Annotated in this window: 14 protein-coding genes; 7 read left to right on the top strand and 7 right to left on the bottom strand. The window is 65.3% G+C overall.

What is annotated here, in order from left to right:
• The first annotated feature begins 73 nt into the window (after positions 1–73).
• The 4 genes from gluQRS (at position 74) to GM672_RS03410 (ending at position 3,540) form a co-directional block, all read left to right on the top strand.
• Entirely contained in the window at positions 74–988 is a 915-nt protein-coding gene (gene gluQRS / locus GM672_RS03425; RefSeq protein ID WP_155469115.1) for a tRNA glutamyl-Q(34) synthetase GluQRS, read from the top strand.
• A gap of 139 nt (positions 989–1,127) precedes the next feature.
• Positions 1,128–1,940, top strand: a complete 813-nt coding sequence (locus GM672_RS03420) for an OBAP family protein (protein ID WP_155469114.1) — start codon at positions 1,128–1,130, stop codon at positions 1,938–1,940.
• A gap of 106 nt (positions 1,941–2,046) precedes the next feature.
• Positions 2,047–2,445 (top strand): DUF4124 domain-containing protein, encoded by a 399-nt coding sequence (locus tag GM672_RS03415; RefSeq protein ID WP_155469113.1) that lies wholly within the window; start codon positions 2,047–2,049, stop codon positions 2,443–2,445.
• 354 nt (positions 2,446–2,799) lie between these two features.
• Complete coding sequence (locus GM672_RS03410) at positions 2,800–3,540, top strand: PEP-CTERM sorting domain-containing protein (RefSeq protein WP_229417529.1); 741 nt, start codon at positions 2,800–2,802, stop codon at positions 3,538–3,540.
• 326 nt (positions 3,541–3,866) lie between these two features.
• Here GM672_RS03410 and GM672_RS03405 read toward each other — a convergent pair whose 3' ends face one another.
• The 3 genes from GM672_RS03405 to nhaA are packed head-to-tail and all read right to left on the bottom strand — an operon-like array spanning position 3,867 to position 7,124.
• Positions 3,867–4,574, bottom strand: coding sequence for a potassium channel family protein (locus tag GM672_RS03405; protein ID WP_229417528.1), 708 nt, complete (start codon positions 4,572–4,574; stop codon positions 3,867–3,869).
• A complete protein-coding gene (locus GM672_RS03400) occupies positions 4,564–5,892 on the bottom strand; it encodes a TrkH family potassium uptake protein (RefSeq protein WP_229427745.1) in 1,329 nt (442 codons plus the stop codon). The genes GM672_RS03405 and GM672_RS03400 overlap by 11 nt, the downstream gene beginning before the upstream one ends.
• Entirely contained in the window at positions 5,889–7,124 is a 1,236-nt protein-coding gene (gene nhaA / locus GM672_RS03395; RefSeq protein WP_155469112.1) for a Na+/H+ antiporter NhaA, read from the bottom strand. The genes GM672_RS03400 and nhaA overlap by 4 nt, the downstream gene beginning before the upstream one ends.
• Positions 7,125–7,692: 568 nt before the next feature.
• On the opposite strand from nhaA, the gene GM672_RS03390 reads away from it, so the two are divergent.
• Together GM672_RS03390 and GM672_RS03385 are read left to right on the top strand one after the other, a co-directional pair.
• Positions 7,693–8,484, top strand: coding sequence for an alpha/beta fold hydrolase (locus GM672_RS03390; protein WP_155469111.1), 792 nt, complete (start codon positions 7,693–7,695; stop codon positions 8,482–8,484).
• 70 nt (positions 8,485–8,554) lie between these two features.
• Complete coding sequence (locus GM672_RS03385; protein ID WP_170299909.1) at positions 8,555–9,091, top strand: Rhs element Vgr protein; 537 nt, start codon at positions 8,555–8,557, stop codon at positions 9,089–9,091.
• Here the strand turns inward: GM672_RS03385 and GM672_RS03380 are convergent.
• The 4 genes from GM672_RS03380 to GM672_RS03365 all read right to left on the bottom strand — a co-directional run bounded on the left by GM672_RS03380 (position 9,078) and on the right by GM672_RS03365 (position 13,209).
• Positions 9,078–10,838: a putative bifunctional diguanylate cyclase/phosphodiesterase gene (locus GM672_RS03380; protein WP_155469110.1), complete on the bottom strand. Its 1,761-nt coding sequence runs from the start codon at positions 10,836–10,838 to the stop codon at positions 9,078–9,080. The two genes, GM672_RS03385 and GM672_RS03380, sit on opposite strands and share 14 nt — an antisense overlap.
• Positions 10,828–12,114, bottom strand: a complete 1,287-nt coding sequence (locus GM672_RS03375; protein ID WP_229427744.1) for a GGDEF domain-containing protein — start codon at positions 12,112–12,114, stop codon at positions 10,828–10,830. Before GM672_RS03375 ends, GM672_RS03380 begins: the two co-directional genes overlap by 11 nt.
• Positions 12,111–12,494 (bottom strand): phosphonate transporter, encoded by a 384-nt coding sequence (locus GM672_RS03370; RefSeq protein ID WP_155469109.1) that lies wholly within the window; start codon positions 12,492–12,494, stop codon positions 12,111–12,113. Before GM672_RS03370 ends, GM672_RS03375 begins: the two co-directional genes overlap by 4 nt.
• Positions 12,495–12,663: 169 nt before the next feature.
• Complete coding sequence (locus tag GM672_RS03365; protein WP_155469108.1) at positions 12,664–13,209, bottom strand: hypothetical protein; 546 nt, start codon at positions 13,207–13,209, stop codon at positions 12,664–12,666.
• A gap of 234 nt (positions 13,210–13,443) precedes the next feature.
• On the opposite strand from GM672_RS03365, the gene GM672_RS03360 reads away from it, so the two are divergent.
• Positions 13,444–16,308, top strand: coding sequence for a TonB-dependent receptor domain-containing protein (locus GM672_RS03360; protein WP_155469107.1), 2,865 nt, complete (start codon positions 13,444–13,446; stop codon positions 16,306–16,308).
• The last annotated feature ends 73 nt before the right edge of the window (positions 16,309–16,381 follow it).

The following is a 16,381-nucleotide window of genomic DNA, read 5'->3' as shown; positions in this document are numbered from 1 at the left end:
GCCGCGCCCGCATTGTAAGGCATCGCACCGGGCGCGGTTGACGCGCCGCCGGCCGCTCGGGGATACTGCGCGCATGACCGCGCCAGCACCTTCCGTCCCCTACATCGGCCGTTTCGCGCCTTCCCCCACCGGCCCGCTGCACCTGGGTTCCCTGGTGGCGGCCATGGCCAGCTACCTGGACGCGAAGGCGCACCATGGCCAGTGGCTGGTGCGCATCGAGGATGTCGACCGCGACCGCAACGTGCCCGATGCGGACCGCCATATCCTCGCTTCGCTGCAGCGCTGCGGCATGCATTGGGACGGCGAAGTCACGTGGCAAACGCAGCGCGAAGACCTGTACGAGGCGGCCCTGCGCCAGCTGGGGCAGCACATCTACCCGTGCGGCTGCTCGCGCCGCGAAATCCTCGACTCGCAAACGCGCCTGGCCGCCACGTCGCCCAACGCGACCCTGGTCTACCCCGGCACCTGCCGCGCCGGCCTGGCGCCGGGCAAGTCCGCCAGGGCGCTGCGCCTGCATACGCACGGCACCCGCATCGTCGCCTTCACGGACCGCTGGCATGGCCACGTGAGCCAGGACATCACGGCGGAGGTGGGCGACTTCGTCATCCGCCGTGCCGACGGCTTCTGGGCCTACCAGCTGGCCGTGGTGGTGGACGACAGCGCCCAGGGCATCACCGACATCGTGCGCGGTGCCGACCTGCTCGATTCGACGCCGCGCCAGCTCTACCTGCAGGATCTGCTGCAACTGCCCCATCCCCGCTACCTGCATGTGCCGGTCGTCGTCAACGCGGACGGCGAGAAGCTGTCGAAGCAGACGGGCGCGCAGGCCTTCGACAACGGCGCATCAAGCCAGGCCCTGCTCGAAGGCGCGCTGCTGCCGGCCGCGCGTTTCCTCGGCCTGGACCTGCATGCCGCCACCATCCCCGTCTTCTGGCAGGCCGCCATCCCCGCCTGGGAACGGCTGCTGCGCGCCCGCGGCGCATTCTGAGCGGGCGGCAATATTGCCAAGAAAATGGGGTCTGTCCCCATTTTTGCAGCAACGTTGCCAAGCGGCATAGGACATGGCCGCGCCGGTTCGGCGCCGCCGGCGGTAGCATGGGCGCCCCCATGGTCATCAGGAGAAAACAATGCGTTCACGTACGATCGCCGCCCTGCTGGCGGCCGCGCTGGGCTGGCCGCTGCCGGCCCTGGCGCAGCACGACTCGCCACCTTCCGTCGGCCCCGCCGGCGCGCCGAAGTCGGCCAAGACCCAGGCGCTGGAGGTGGGTGCCAAGGTGCTGCAGGGCGCCGCACCGATGCGCGGTTTCGATGTCTACCTGGTGGGCTTTCACCCGATGAAGGATGCGCCGGAACTGCAGATGGAAGCCCACCACTGGTGCCACCAGCGCAACGAGGATTTCGCCCAGTGCATCCTGTTCGACGGCAATACGGCGGACGCGAACATGAACGGCGTCGAATACATCATTTCCGAAAAGGCCTTCGCGCTGCTGCCCGAGGCCGAGCGCAAGTTCTGGCATCCCCACAACGGCGAGATCCTGTCCGGGCAGCTGGTGGCGCCCGGCATTCCCGCCGCGGCGGAAAAGGCGCTGATGAAAACCAAGATGAACAGCTACGGCAAGACCTGGCATACGTGGAACACGGGCCATGAAGGCCACACGGGCGAAGCGATGCCGCTGGGCGAAGCGAAGCTGGCGTGGTCGTTCAACCGCGACGGCGAGGCCTTGCCGGCCCTGGTGGAAAAGCGCGACCGCAAGTTGAAGATCGACACGGCCGCCAAGCGCCGCGAGCGGGCCGACCTGCGCGTGCTGGCCCGGCCGCAGTCCGGCGTGGATGCGCTCAAGGGCAAGTTCGCCCGTCCCGGCACGCCGATTCCCGGCGTTGCCGACAGCACCGCGACCCCGGCCGCAGGGACGCCTCCAGCGAGCTCGACGGGAAAATAGCCGAGGCTGCTGTAGGACTGGTCCTCCGTGCGGGGGTGAGATGTCTAACAGACCACGCCGTGGCAGACGCGCACAATCGCACCATCGTTTCAACAGGAGGTGCATCATGCGACGTTTCGTTTTTACCGCCACGGTTTGCATGGCCGCGCTGGCCGGCTCGGCCGCAGTCGCCAGCGACCAGCTGTATAAATGCATGGACGCCAACGGCACCTTGCTGTTGACGGACAAGCCGTGCGCCGTCATCGAAAGCGTGCCCGCCGATGCGGCACCAGCGGTCGCACAGGGCGACGTCGCGGACGTGCCGATGGATGTCGGCGTGGCTGCCGGGTCCGAGCAGCCCCGTCGTGTCGTCAAGGAACGCTATACCTTGCCGCCTGCCGAGCTCGAACGCACGCAGGCCAGCCGCAAGGCACCCGTTTCCACGGCACCGAAAATCGACGTGGCCACCTTGAAAGCTGCCAAACTCAGCCTGGAACTGGGCAACCGCACGGCGTCGCTGCCCTGATCGCGGCTTGTATCGCGCAAGCCACTTGCTCGCTCAGCAATAAAGACTGTTCAGTCAACGCGGTTCCCGCGCGGCGCTCCGCCGCCGCGCCAGCCTCCTTTGTCCCGCATGCCGCCTGGCCGAGCCGACTTTAATCGGCGTCCGGTTTTGCTCGGCTATCACGACCATTTTCGTGCGGCACTTTGTTACAAAATAGCTATCGAAGTTTCTCGACTGTTGGTTTTGCCCTGCCCAGAATGGCCTCGTATCCCTTAAGAACTGATTAAGCTCGGCGCCCTGCCTGCAGCGCCGGCTGGCCCCGCTTATCCCGCGGCGGCTCAGCGATACGAGGTTATCCGACCTACAAGGACTACCATGAAGAAGACTTTGTTGATGTTGTTGCTTGCAGCAAGCCAGGTTTCGGCCATGGCCGCCGACTCGAGCACCGTGACGTTCTCGAATGGCGAAGAAGGGTGGTATGGCATGCAGCCGCTCGACGGTATCGGCGGCTCCGGCATCGATACATCGATGGGCAACGGCGCGCCGGCCATGCGTACCGTGATGGAAAACTTCGGCGTGTCGTGGACCAACAACACGAACAGCAGCTTCGTGCGTGACTACACACAAATGGGCGCCGTGACCTTCGGCATCGATGTCTCGACGCAGAGCATCCGCTTCTTCAATCAGGAAGTATCGCGCAACCTCGTACTGGAGCTGCGCGACTACGACAACGCCACCAATGGCCTGCCCTACACGAGCGTATGGTTCAACCTGGGCACCCTGTCGGCGAGCCAGCAGGGGTGGCAGCACCTGTCCGTGACGATCGACGACACGACGGCCACGGCCCTGCCCGCCGGCTGGGGCGGCTACGGTGCGGAGGATGCCAACGGCAACCCCCTGCTGCCGTCCGACCGTACCTTCGCCAGCGTGCTGGCCGGGGTCGACGAAGTCGTCTACACCACCTATGTACCCGGCATGGTGTACGGCTACACGGATTACGACATCGCCATCGACAATATCTCCGTCAGCGCCGTGCCGGAACCGAGCGAAAGCGCCATGCTGCTGCTGGGCCTGGCTGGAATTGCCGCCTTCGCACGCCGCCGCGCCCACAAGTAACGACGACAGCGCGTCTTCACTGGCGCGCCGCTGTGGCGAGCTGACAGCTTTTGCCACAAACCGCCAGTGCGGTCACAAGCGGAAATGTCTGCCACGACAACCGAGAACCACCAGCGCTTGCCCCCCGTGGCTCGTCGTGGCAGCAACACCATCGTACTCCGGGGTCATGCTGCCGGTCGCTTGCGGCGACAAGCAGCATGCCCAGAGTAGTTCGCAGTGCCAGGAGAACCGCTGATCGACTCTGGCGGGAGCAAATGGATCGGCAAGCGGGTCAGGCAAGGTGCAACGCATCGTCATACCGAGGTCTGGCGAGGATCGGCGTTTCCCTAGCTTCTTTTTGATTTTTTCTCACCCGCGGCAAAAACCTCGATTTTGCGGGTGGGCCCCGAGACGATCAGCAGGTCGGCCGGCAAGATTCGCGTGGCAGGCAAGGCATGCTGGAAGTCTTCGTTGGCACGCTTGACGCCCACGACCGTGACGCCGAACCGCGACCGCACATGCGATTCCGCCAGGGTATGGTGGTGAGTCTCGGGGGGCGCCTGGATTTTGGCGATGCCGAAGCCGTCCTCGAACTCGATGAAGTCAATCAGGCGTCCGGTGATCAGGTGCGCTACTCGCGCCCCCATGTCGGCTTCAGGGTAGATCACATGATGGGCACCGATGCGTTGGGCGATGGCGCCATGTTCGGGTGTCATCGCCTTGACCCAGATATCCTTGATGCCCAGTTCTGTCAGGACCATCAGGGTCATCAGGCAGGCGGAAAGATCAGACCCGATTCCCACGATGGCGTGAGAAAAATCAGCGACGCCCAGCTGGAGCATGACGTTTTCATTTGTGGAATCGGCTTGCACGGCGTGGGTCAGCCGATCGGCCCAGACCTGGACGATTTCCTCCTTCTGATCGATACCCATGACATCATGTCCAAGTCGGACAAGCGACTGCGCGACTGCGCCGCCGAAGCGGCCGAGGCCGATCACGACAACACTGTCACTTGCCGAAAATGCAAACTGCTCTGTAAAAATTCTACCCAACAATTGGATGCTCCTCTGGATAACGGTAGGGCATGCGCCGCTCGCTGAGAACGAGCGAAGCTGCGAGCGTGATCGTGCCCACCCTGCCAAAAAACATCAACAAGGCCAGAACGAGCTGGCCCGTCACTGGCAGCTGGGCAGTAATGCCTGTCGAAAGGCCGACCGTTCCAAACGCAGAGATGACCTCGAAGATGATTTGATCGGTTGGAAACTCGGAGATGCGCAGCAGGATAATGGTACCGACCGCAACGACCACGCTGCCGAGCACGAGGACTGTAATGGCCTGCCGCTGGGCCGACGTGCCAACCCGGCGCCCGAACGCCTCGGCATCGGGATGGCCTTTGACTTCGGCAAGGACGAGCAGGAACAACACCGCCACGGTGCCAACCTTGACCCCTCCCGCGGTGCCGGCGCTGCCACCGCCGATGAACATCAGGAGATAGTGCAGGGCCCAGGTTTCGTGGGTCAGGGCACCGATGTCGATCGCGTTGAAGCCCGCAGTCCGCGCCGAGACCGAGATGAACAGGCTGTTGAGCAGCTTGTCGGCTACAGCAAACGGTCCGATGGTTCGGGGATTGTGCCATTCGAATACCAGCGCAGCGAGGAAGCCGCCAGCCAGCAGCACGAGCGTACCGCTCAGTGTCAGCTTCGAGTGCAGAGACCAGTGGCGAGGATCACGCCAGCGGTGCCGCAGATCATGCAGGACGGGGAAACCGATGCCGCCGATGAAAATCGCCAGCATGACAGGACCCAGGATCATCGCATCGCTGGCATAGCGGGACAATCCGTCCGCATGGATGGAAAACCCGGCGTTGTTGAATGCCGAGACCGTATGGAATAAACCCGACCAGCCCGCTTCAAGCCAGCCAAAGCCATAGCCCAGGTGCAGGCGCAGGATCAGAATGACGGCCACGACAAGCTGGACGAGCACCGTTACCACGAGCACTACTTTCGCCACGCTTGACACATCACCCAATGCAAGCGTACGCGACTCGGTCTGGGTCATCAGCCGGGTACGCAGCCGGGGCGAGCGGTTCACCATCAGTCCCAGCAGCGTAGCCGCCGTCATCATGCCGAATCCGCCCAACTGGAACAGCACCATGATCGTCGCCTGCCCGAACGCCGACCAGTAAGTGCCCGTGTCAACGGTCACCAATCCCGTGACGCACACCGCCGATACCGCTGTGAAAAGCGCGACAATCCATGGCGCCCCTGACCCGTCGGCACGCGCTGCGGGCAGCATCAACAGCACTGTGCCGACCATGACCGCGGCCAGGAAGGCCAGCGTCACTGCCCTGGCCGGATGGAGAATCGCCTTCACGTCGAGGGCGAGCGCAAAGGACGGCGCACCGGGCTATCGTCGAAATCCATGGTATCGGTATCGGGATCGGATGCAAGCGGTGCGCCGAACAATTTCAGCCAGGTAAAGCCGAGGATTCCGGCGACGAGCGAGCCAACCAGGATCGCCATTTTCGATGCATTGATTACCTCAGCCTGCCCGGTGTACGCGAGATTCGTGATGAAGATCGACATGGTGAAACCGATACCGCCGAGCAGGCCCGCACCCAGCACGTGCCGCCAGGCGAGGTCAAGCGGCAACCGGCACAATCCAAGCAGGACGGCTGCAAAGCTGAACAGGAAAATGCCGACCGGTTTCCCCACAACCAAGCCGAGCAGGATGCCAAGGCTATTCGACGACAGGAGATCTTGCGCCCAGCCGGAACTGATCACGATTCCTGTATTGGCAAGTGCGAACACGGGCAGGATCAGGAAGGCCACCGGCTTGTGCAACGCTGCCTCAAGGCGGTGAGAAGGCGACGCCGCATCGTCTTCCGCACGCGAGTAGGGTATCGCAAAGGCCAGCAGCACACCTGCAATGGTCGCGTGCACGCCGGACTTGAGCATCAAGAACCACATGATTGCGCCACCGACCAGGTACGGCAGCAAGGAGATGACACGAAGAACACGGTTCATCAGCAGTAGCGCCCCGAATAGACCAAGTGCCGCGATGAGGTAGGCGACGGACAGCTCCGCAGTGTAGAACACGGCGATGACGATGATCGCCCCCAGGTCATCCATCACTGCCAGCGCAGTCAGGAAAATCTTCAGCGATGCAGGCACGTTTTTGCCGAGCAAGGCAAGAACCCCGAGGGCAAACGCAATGTCGGTGGCCATCGGGATGCCCACGCCTGCCTGCGTGGGCGTTCCGCCATTGAGCATGAAGTGAATCAGGGCGGGCACGGCGATACCACCGGCGGCGGCGAGGATCGGCAGCATGGCGTTTCTGATATCGGACAGCTCGCCGTTATACAGCTCACGTTCAAGCTCCAGGCCGACGAGCAGGAAGAAGACGGCCATCAAGGCATCGTTCACCCAGTGCTCGATGCTCAATCCAGCGACGTACTGATGCCAGAATCCCAGGTACGCCGGGCCAAGCGAAGAATTGGCGATGGAGAGCGAGACGATCGTGCAGAGGATGAGCACGATACCGCCGGCCTTGTTTGATTGAGCGAATTGCTTGAATGTTTTAGAGAGCCGCTTTTCGACGCGCATTCTTTCCTTCTCCATGACTCGGGTGGAAGCCATTCTCCAAGTCTCTACTTTGTAAAAAATGCCCGTAAAACGGGCAAAGGCTTTCGCCTGCTGAAACCGCGTAGCCGCATTCGCCTATCGGTCCGCGACGGCCGAAGAACTGACGGTGGTTTAAAGTTGGCGCTGGCAGTGCGCCTCTAACAGGAAACGGCAGGCCTCCGGCCGGGGGATGAATGAGATGGTTGCCGTGGTTCGGGCGAAAAGCTGACGGTGACGCTGCATTGGCAATAGGCGTAAAGGTTGCCGCGTGGCGGCCCGACCATCGCGCATCCTGTCATGCAATAAGCACGAACACCCTGCCCGGATTATACCTTTGTTCATTGCAAATTAACCATGCAGCCCGATAATCGCGGAAGTTAAGCCCGGCGGAGTCGGGGCAGCGCCAATGTTCGCCGGAGAAGCCGCAATGTCGGATTCCCGTCGGCCCGTCGTCCACCGCCACACATTGAGATGACTGACGACAGTTTCACGACAGGCGTCCTGGTTCAGGCCGCTATAATCGCGGCCTCATCCGTTATCTTCATGTCCCATGACCGATTCCCCCGACGCGCCCCAGCGGCGCCCCGCCTGTGTCCTGCTGCACAGCTCGATGAGTTCGCGCAGCCAGTGGTCCGCCCTGATGGCCCAGCAGCAAAACCACCTGCGCTGCATCGCGCCGGACCTGCTCGGTTACGGCAAGGCGCCCTTCCCGGACCCGGCCATCCACGTGGCGTTTTCGCTGGAGCACGAAGTGCAGGCCATCCTCGCCACGCTGGACGGACAATTGGAGCCTGATGAGCCCTTCCACCTGGTCGGCCACTCGTATGGCGGCGCCACGGCGCTGCGCCTGGCGCGCCGGTTTCCCCAACGCATACTGTCGCTGACCCTGTTCGAACCTGTCGCCTTCCACCTGCTGGCCCCCGCCAACCCGGCCCGTGCCGAGATCGCCGCCGTCATCGCCCGCATCGACAGTGCCACCTCGCCGCGCGACGGTGCCGAAGCCTTTATCGACTACTGGAACGGTGCCGGCGCTTTCGCTGCCCTGCCGGACGTCATGCAGCAGCGCTTTACGGGACAGATCGCCAAGGTGCGGCTCGATTTCGTCGCCCTGCTGGGCGAACCGGCCACCTTGCGCGACATGGCGGCGCTGGATATTCCTACCCTGGTGTTGTTCGGCCGCGACGGTCCGCTGTCGACCCGCACCGTGGCCGAGGAACTGACGGCCGCGCTGCCCCGCGCCGTGATGCGCCGCACGGCGGGTGGCCATATGGCGCCGCTGACGCACGCGGCCGACGTCAATGCCGTGATCGGCCAATTCCTGGCGGCAGCGACCGACGCCTGAAAATTGCTTTAAAAATGGGGTCTGTCCCCATTTATGGGGAAACCATGGCGGGGAGAAAGCAATTTCCACGGTGACGCGCGGGCTGACGCAGGGCGAAATCTTCTGGTGCCGCCGCCTCTTCGGCGACGCCATCGACCATGACCGGGTGCGGGTGCATGGGCGCGGCTATTTGTGGTTCGGGCTGCAACGGCGCCACACGGCCATGGCACCGGATGGCCACCTCTACTTCAATGCGGAAGATTGCAGCGCCGACTTCTCGCGCGAGCATGCGTGGCGGCTGCACTGGTTCATGCACGAGATGACCCATGTGTGGCAGCACCAGCTGGGCTACCCCGTGAAATGGCGCGGGGCACTGCGGATCGGCTTGCCGTACGCGTATGAGCTGGCGCCGCACAAGCGCCTGTGCGACTTCAATATGGAGGCCCAGGGCGACCTGCTGGCCGACTACTTCGCGCTGCGGTTCCTGCTCGCGCCGCAACTGCTGCGCCAGTGCCGGGCCGGCGGCAGCGCACCGGGCCTGGCCCTCTACGAAGCCGTGCTGCAGGACTTCCTGCGCGCGCCGCAGGACCGCGCCAACCTGCCGCGCCGCCTGTTCAGCCGGCGCTAGGCCACTGGGCCAGCCACGCCACCAGCGCCTCGGTCGTCAGGGGCCGGCTGTACAGGTAGCCCTGGCCCTTGTTGCAATGCAGCCGGCGGACGACGTCGGCCTGCTCCACCGTCTCGATGCCTTCGGCCACCGTGCCCATCCCCAGGCTTTGCGCCACCTTGACGGTGGCTTCGATCAGCACGCGGTGGTGCTCGCTGCTTTCGCTCTGGCTGACGAAGGAGCGGTCGATCTTGACGGTGTCCACCGGCAGCAGGTGCAGGCTGGCCAGCGACGAATAGCCGGTGCCGAAGTCGTCCAGCGCCAGGGTGATGCCCAGCGCCTTCAGCTCGTGCAGGCGCTGCTGGATCTGGGCATCCTGGGCCGCCAGGCTTTCCGTCACTTCCAGTTGCAACTGCCGCGCCTGCATGCCCGTCTCGGCCAGCACGCGCGCCACCGTTTCGCTCCAGCCCGGCTGGCCCAGCTGGGCGCGCGACAGGTTGACGGCCAGCAGACGCGGGGCCTGCTCGCCCAGCTGGGTCTGCCAGGCGCGGAAATCGCGGCAGGCCCGCGCCAGCACGAAGTCGCCCAGCGCGCCGATCAGGCCGCATTCCTCGGCAATGCCGATGAACTCGAATGGCGGCACGACACCGCGGGTGGGATGCTGCCAGCGCACCAGCGCTTCGACGCCGGCCGCGTAATCCGTACCGCCGCCGGGCAACAGGCCGACGACGGGCTGGTAGACGACGAACAACTGCTCTTCCTGCAAGGCCAGGCGCAGGTCGGCCTCGATATCGCTGCGGTGCGCGGCCCGTTCGCGCATGGCCTGGGCGAAGCGGACCTGGCGCCCGCCGCCGGCCCGCTTGGCTTCCACCATGGCGATGCTGGCGTCGCGCAGCAGCGCGTCCGGGTCCTGCGGGCCGCTGCTTTCCTGGGCAGGGCCGCCCCAGGCGATGCCGACGCTGATATTGCAGACCACGTCATGGCCCTGCACCGTGTAGCCCCGTCCGGTCGCGCCGATCAGCCGCGCCGCCACGCCTTCGGCATCCTCCGGCCGGCGCAGGCCGTCGAGGACGACAATGAATTCGTCGCCCCCCACGCGCGCCGCCAGCTGCCCGCCATGGGCGCCGATACGGTCAGTCGGCGGGCGCAGCACGGTGCGGATGCGCTCGGCGATCATGATCAGCAACTGGTCGCCGGCGCTCTGGCCCAGCGCGTCGTTGACCTGGCGGAAGCGGTCGCAGTTCATGAACAGCACGGCAAAGCCGGCCCCCTCCCCATCCGCCGCGCCCGGTTCGCGGGCCTGGATCAATTGCAGCTGCTCCAGCACGGCGTTGCGGTTGGGCATGCGCGTCAATGCGTCCGTGCGCGCCGCATTGGACAGGCGGCTGGCGATGCGCTCCTGCTCGCGCTGGGTTTCCAGCGTGATGTCGGTGACGGCCGCCATCAGGCGCGTGCCATCGAGCTTCAATACGCTCAACGACAGCACCTGGGCCATGCCCAGGCTTTCCAGGTCGACGCGCAGCCCTTCGCAGACGACGCCCGACGGCGCATCGTAGGCGGCCAGCAGGCTGCGCAACCGTGGCGCGACGGGGTCGAGCACGGTAAACAGGTTGTCCAGGCCCGTGTCGCGCGCCAGCGGCATCAGCAGCTGGGACGACATCGGATTGAGCATGTCGATGGTACCGTCCAGGGTCGTCTGCACCAGGCCGATCGGGGTGCGGTACAGGAACTGGATCAGCGCCTCGTAGGCGCTCTCGTCAACTGGCATCGGCATCCTCCCGGCACAGCACCGTGTTGCCGCCGCCCGCCCTGGCCCGGGCCAGCGCCTGGCCCGCCTGCGCCATCAGCACGTCGATGCCCGCGCTGCCCGCTTGCGCGGCCACGCCGGCGCTGACCGTGTAGCGCAGCGTGTGGCCGTCGATTTCCACCACTTCCTGCTCGACGCCCGCGCGCAGCCGCTCGGCAATGGCGGCTGCGCGGTCACGCTCGATGCCGGCCAGCAGCACACCCAGTTGGGCGCCGCCCAGCCGGGCAATCACGTCGGCACCGCGGAAGGCCGCGCGCAGGGCCTGGGCCAGCGCGCACAGCACGGCGTCGCCCGCGGCATTGCCATAGCGGGCGCTGACTTCATTGAAATGGTCGGCATCGAACAGGATCATCGCCACGCCGCCCGGCGCGGACCCCTTGCCGGCCGCCTCGGCCGCTTCGAAGAAGGCGCGCCGGTTGGCCAGCCCCGTCAGCGGGTCCGTCAGCAGCGCTGGCGCGGGGACGGGCCCGGCGCCGGGGCAGCCCGTCAGGTCGCGCAGGACCATGCAGTAGGCCGGCTCGCGCTCGTGCTGGAGTTGCTGCTCGTTCTCGCCCTGCGGCAGCGGCGTGATGATGGAGCTGCCCTGGAAACTGCTGCCGTCGGCGCGCAGGCGCGGCCCCTGCTCCACGCTCCAGCCGTGGGCGTCGGCCTCGCGCAGGCGCTCCGCCACGGCCGGCGCGGGCGCCAGCACCTGGCTGGAACTGCCGACCAGGGCCGCCGTATGGCCGGTGACGCGGCCGATGCTGTCATGCCAGCGCTCGATGCGGCCGGCGCGGTCCAGGCTGACGAGGGCGTAGTCGTTGCTGCTGGTGAGCAGGGCATTGAGCCAGGCATCGCTGCGGCGCAGCTGGCGCTCGCGCTGGACCTGGACCGTGATGTCGCTGAGTACGGCCATCAGGCGCGCGCTGTCGAGCTTGAGCACGGACAGGGCCAGGATCTGCGGCCCGCCCTGCTTGCCGCCGTGCAGGTGAACGTGCAGGCCGTCGCAGATCAGCCCGCTGGGAGCGGCAAAGGCCTGGCACAGCCCCCGCAATTCCGGGGCCACGTCCTGCAACGCGACGAACAGGTTGGACAGGCCGCCATCGCGCGACAACGGCATCAGCAGTTGCGCGGAGACGGGGTTGATCATGGCGATCTCGCCGTCCAGCCCCGCCTGCACCAGCCCCACCGGGGCCAGGTACAGGAACTGCATCAGCGCCTCGTGCTCGGCGGCGAGGCTGGCGGCGGCGCCGTTCACAGCCGGCGCTGCACGAGGACGTAACGCATCGGCGCCCCGGGCAAGGCCAGCAGCCGCAGCAGGACCTTGACGGGTTTCATCCGCAAGGTCAACACGTAATTGATGGTGTCGTCCAGCGCACTGCCGTCGGCCTGCGCATCCTCGAAGCGCTGGGCAACGAGGAAATTGTTCATGCATGGCGCAACCGTCGTGAACAGCGGCTGGCCCAGCACGCTGGCCGGCGACAGGCCGGCCGCCTGCGACTCGAAGCGGTTGTACTGGCGCACCACGCCGTCGGCATCGAAACCGATGATGCCGAAATCGGTTTCGTCCAGCTCTTCCACGCTGCTGGCGGCCAGGCGCTGGGCCAGGCCCTCCTGCGCAAAGGACACATCACTCATGAGACGCTCCACAGAGATTGTCTATTGTTTTCAAGAAACTAATGCTGACACGTGGAAAACAGACTGTCAATGCGCGTACGATTGAAGTCATCTGCATCTTACACGCTCCACGGTGGTGGCGACGCCCGGGGGACGATATGGCGCTGTCGCATTTTGGCGAATAATGTTGTCAAAATTCAACCGCGCGCCGTCGTGCCGGCCGTTCCACTACGATGCCTCCCTCAAGCTCTATCGTTTTAACCCGCTTATAAAAGGAAAACATCATGGCTATTGTGAAAACGATTTTCGCCGCAGCATTCTGCGTCGCCCTGGCAGCCTGCAGCACCACCGACACCACCAGCGGCAGCAGCGACAGCGCGACCTCCGGCGCGAGCGCCACGTCCGGCGCCAGCACCCCAGCCACGGGCACGACGGGCAGCAGCATGGACGCGACCACGCCATCGACGACGCCATCGACCACGGGCACGCCAGGCACGTCGCCAAGCAACCCAAGCAACGCGGACGACACTTCCGTCAAGCGTTGATCTGACAATATTTCCTGGCCCGCTTCGGCGGGCTTTTTTTTGGCCCCGTTTTTTGGCCTCTTTTCTTGCCCGTTCCTGGCGTCCTTTCCGGCCAGGATGCCCAGCCCCTGCCTGGTGACAGTAACTTTCTTCGGCGCATGCGTCGCCCGCCCGGCACAGCCATCGCCCCCCGCCCCGTTTCGCCGGATCATCTCCGCTCAACTTTTCTATACTCCAAATAATCTCATCGACAACGTTGCGCCCGCACGTCACCGCCGCGCCGCGGGTTTGACCAGCACGATAGCAAATTGCTACCCTCATGAGATATTGCGAACGGATCGTTCAGCCGCTGCGGGCAACTGCACGACGCGGGCAGCGGCAACGACTGTCCAACCTGCGAGAACCGCCCGGCAGTTCCCCGGTGCCCGCACGTCAAGGAGAATGCCTTGAACACGCAGCTCGTACTGAAACGCGGCGCCGCCGCCGTGGCGCTGGCCCTGGGCGCGCCGCCGCTGCTGGCACAGGATGCCGCCACCCAGCCCGGCGGGCAGCCGCTGCAGCGGGTCGTCATCACCGGCTCGAACCTGAAACGCATCGATGTGGAAACGGCCACGCCCGTCCAGGTGATCCGCCAGGCCGATATCACGCGCATGGGGGTCAATACCGTCAAGGAACTGATGGATACGCTGACGTCGGCCGACCGCAGTGCGCTGTCCGATATCGGCGGCAGCAACTCGTTTGCCGGCGGCGCCTCGGCCGTGGCCCTGCGCGGGCTGGGCAAGCAGTCCACGCTGGTGCTGCTCAATTCGCGCCGGGTGGCGCCGTATGCGCTGGCCGACTACAACGAGGTCTTCACCAACCTCGACACCTTGCCGCTCGATGCCGTCGAGCGCGTGGAAATCCTGCGCAACGGCGGCTCGGCGATCTATGGCTCCGATGCCGTGGCCGGCGTCATCAACATCATCACGCGCGGCGACTACCGGGGCGTGCAGGCGCGCGCCTCGCACAACCAGTCGCTCGAATACGGCCGATTCCATGAATCGACGGCGGCGCTGACGGGCGGCCTGGGCAACCTGGAAACGGACCGCTACAACGTGCTGGCCAATATCGAGGTGTACCGCCGCAATGCCGTCGGCTGGCGCGGCATCGTCGACGACATCAACCCCGCCTATGGCGAGAAGTTCTCGGCCGTGGCCCCGGGCAGCGGCCTGATGTTCGGCGACCGGGGTGCGCCGTCCACCTTCAGCTACCCCGGCAACATCATCGGCCAGGGCGCCATTCCCGGCTGCGCCACCTTGAACGCGGCGGGCCTGTGCGTGTACGACCGCTTCAGCCGCTTCGAAGCACAGCCGTCGGCCCAGCACGTCAATGCGCTCGTCTCGGGCAGGTTCGCCATCAGCGACACGCTGGAAGGCTTTGCCGAAGTGCTGTACTCGCACACGAAGACGGACTACATGTCGGCGCTGGCCACGTATGGCTCGACCAATCCCGATGCCGTCTGGGGCGACCCGCGCACGGGCAATGCGCGCTCGTTTACGTACCGTTACCTGCCCGCTACCCATCCCCTGAACACGACGGGCGAGGAAGCGGAGCTGCGCTACCGCTTCGCCGACGATCCGGGCTTCCGCCATACCGTCAGCGACCAGTACCGGGTGCTGGCCGGCCTGCGCGGCAAGCTGGGCACGTACGACTGGGAAACGGCGCTGGGCGTCATGGGCAGCAAGACGAAGGACCGCAGCCGGGGCGGCTTCTTCAGCCTGTCCGGCTTCCAGCAGGTGATCGGCGCCACCGATGCCGAGTCGGACGATCCGCTGCTGTTCAACCGGGCCTACCGCATCGGCCAACCGAATACGCCCGAAGTGCTGGCCGCGCTGTTCCCGGAAAACGGCTACGACGGCAAGATCACGCAAACCTTCATCGACGGCAAGATCACTGGCGAAGTGGGCAAGTTCCAGGGCCGGCCCGTCAATATGGCCCTGGGCGGCGAGATCCGCCACGAGAAGTTCGCCATCAATCCCACCGCCAACCTGCTGGCCGGCGACATCGTCAGCAACGGCGCGGCCACGGCCAATGCCAGCCGCACCAACAGCTCCATCTTCACCGAGGGCAGCGTGCCCCTGCTGGAGAAACTGGAGCTGACGGGCGCCGTGCGCATCGACAAGTTCAAGGATGTGAAGGCGCACGCATCGCCGAAGGTGTCGCTGCGCTGGGAGGCAACGCCCCAGCTGATGGTGCGCGGCACGTGGGAATCGGGCTTCCGGGCGCCGAACCTGACGGAAAGCGCCCAGTCGAGCAAGTTCTCCTTCGATAACGGCGAAGTCGATCCGAAGCGGTGCGACCAGGCCCAGGCCCTGGCCAATGACCTGCGCGCCCAGTCCGACGCCCTGCCGGCCACGGACCCGGACAAGCAGCTGCTGTCGGCCCGGGCCGATACTGTCGAAGGCAATGAGTGCGCCACGGGGATTGCCAATATCGTGCGCAACAATCCCGACCTGAAGCCGGAAACGTCGCGCAGCACGACCTTGGGCTTTGTCATCGAGCCGATCCGCGGCACCAGCTTTTCCTTCGACGCGTGGCATATCAAGCGCAAGGACGAGATCGGCCTGAAATCCACCCAGGAACTGCTGTCGTCGGAAGACTCGCTGGTCCCGGGCATCGTCAACCGCTTGCCGCTGGCCCAGGACCGCACGTTCACGGCCGCCGAGCGGGCCCTGTACGGCGTGACCGTGGGGCCGCTGGCATCCACCTCCGGCATGTTCGAGAACACGGCGCAGACCAAGACCAGCGGCATCGACCTGTCCATGTCCTCGCGCGTCAACACGCCTATCGGGCGCGTGGACGTGCTGGGCAACGCTACCTACCTGCTGGACTACAAGCTGTTCGCCCCCACCCGCAACGGCGGCAGCTGGGGCGACGACCTGGCCGGCCGCTACGGCTACTCCAAGACGACGGCCAACCTGATGGCGACCCTGGGCATGGGCAGCTTCAGCCACAGCCTGCGGGCCACGTGGCGCAGCCCGCAAAAGCTGCAGTACGACTATTACGACGAGGAGTACAGCCCGGCCGGCTGTGCCGACCGCGAGTGGACGCCGAACGAATGCCGCATCGCCTCCTTCGTGCGTTGGGATTACAACCTCAGCTATACGGGCGTGAAGAACCTGACGGTGTCGCTGTTCCTGCGCAACCTGTTCGACCACCGCCCGCCGGTCAACCTGCGCGCCTTCAATGCCGACGGCGGCGGCGTGATCCCGCAGGATATCGAGGATGTGCAGGGACGCTCTGTGCGGCTGACGGCGGAATACCGGTTCTGACGGGCGTTTGTCGGCCCCTCAGGGGCCGGCAAACGCCGGCATCCTCATGCGCAAACAGTACGGTAAGTTGCCT

This window comes from Pseudoduganella buxea (assembly GCF_009720835.1).
GTDB lineage: Bacteria > Pseudomonadota > Gammaproteobacteria > Burkholderiales > Burkholderiaceae_D > Rugamonas > Rugamonas buxea.
The sequence above is the reverse complement of the archived record's forward strand: the minus strand, read 5'-3'. Positions and strand labels throughout refer to the sequence as shown.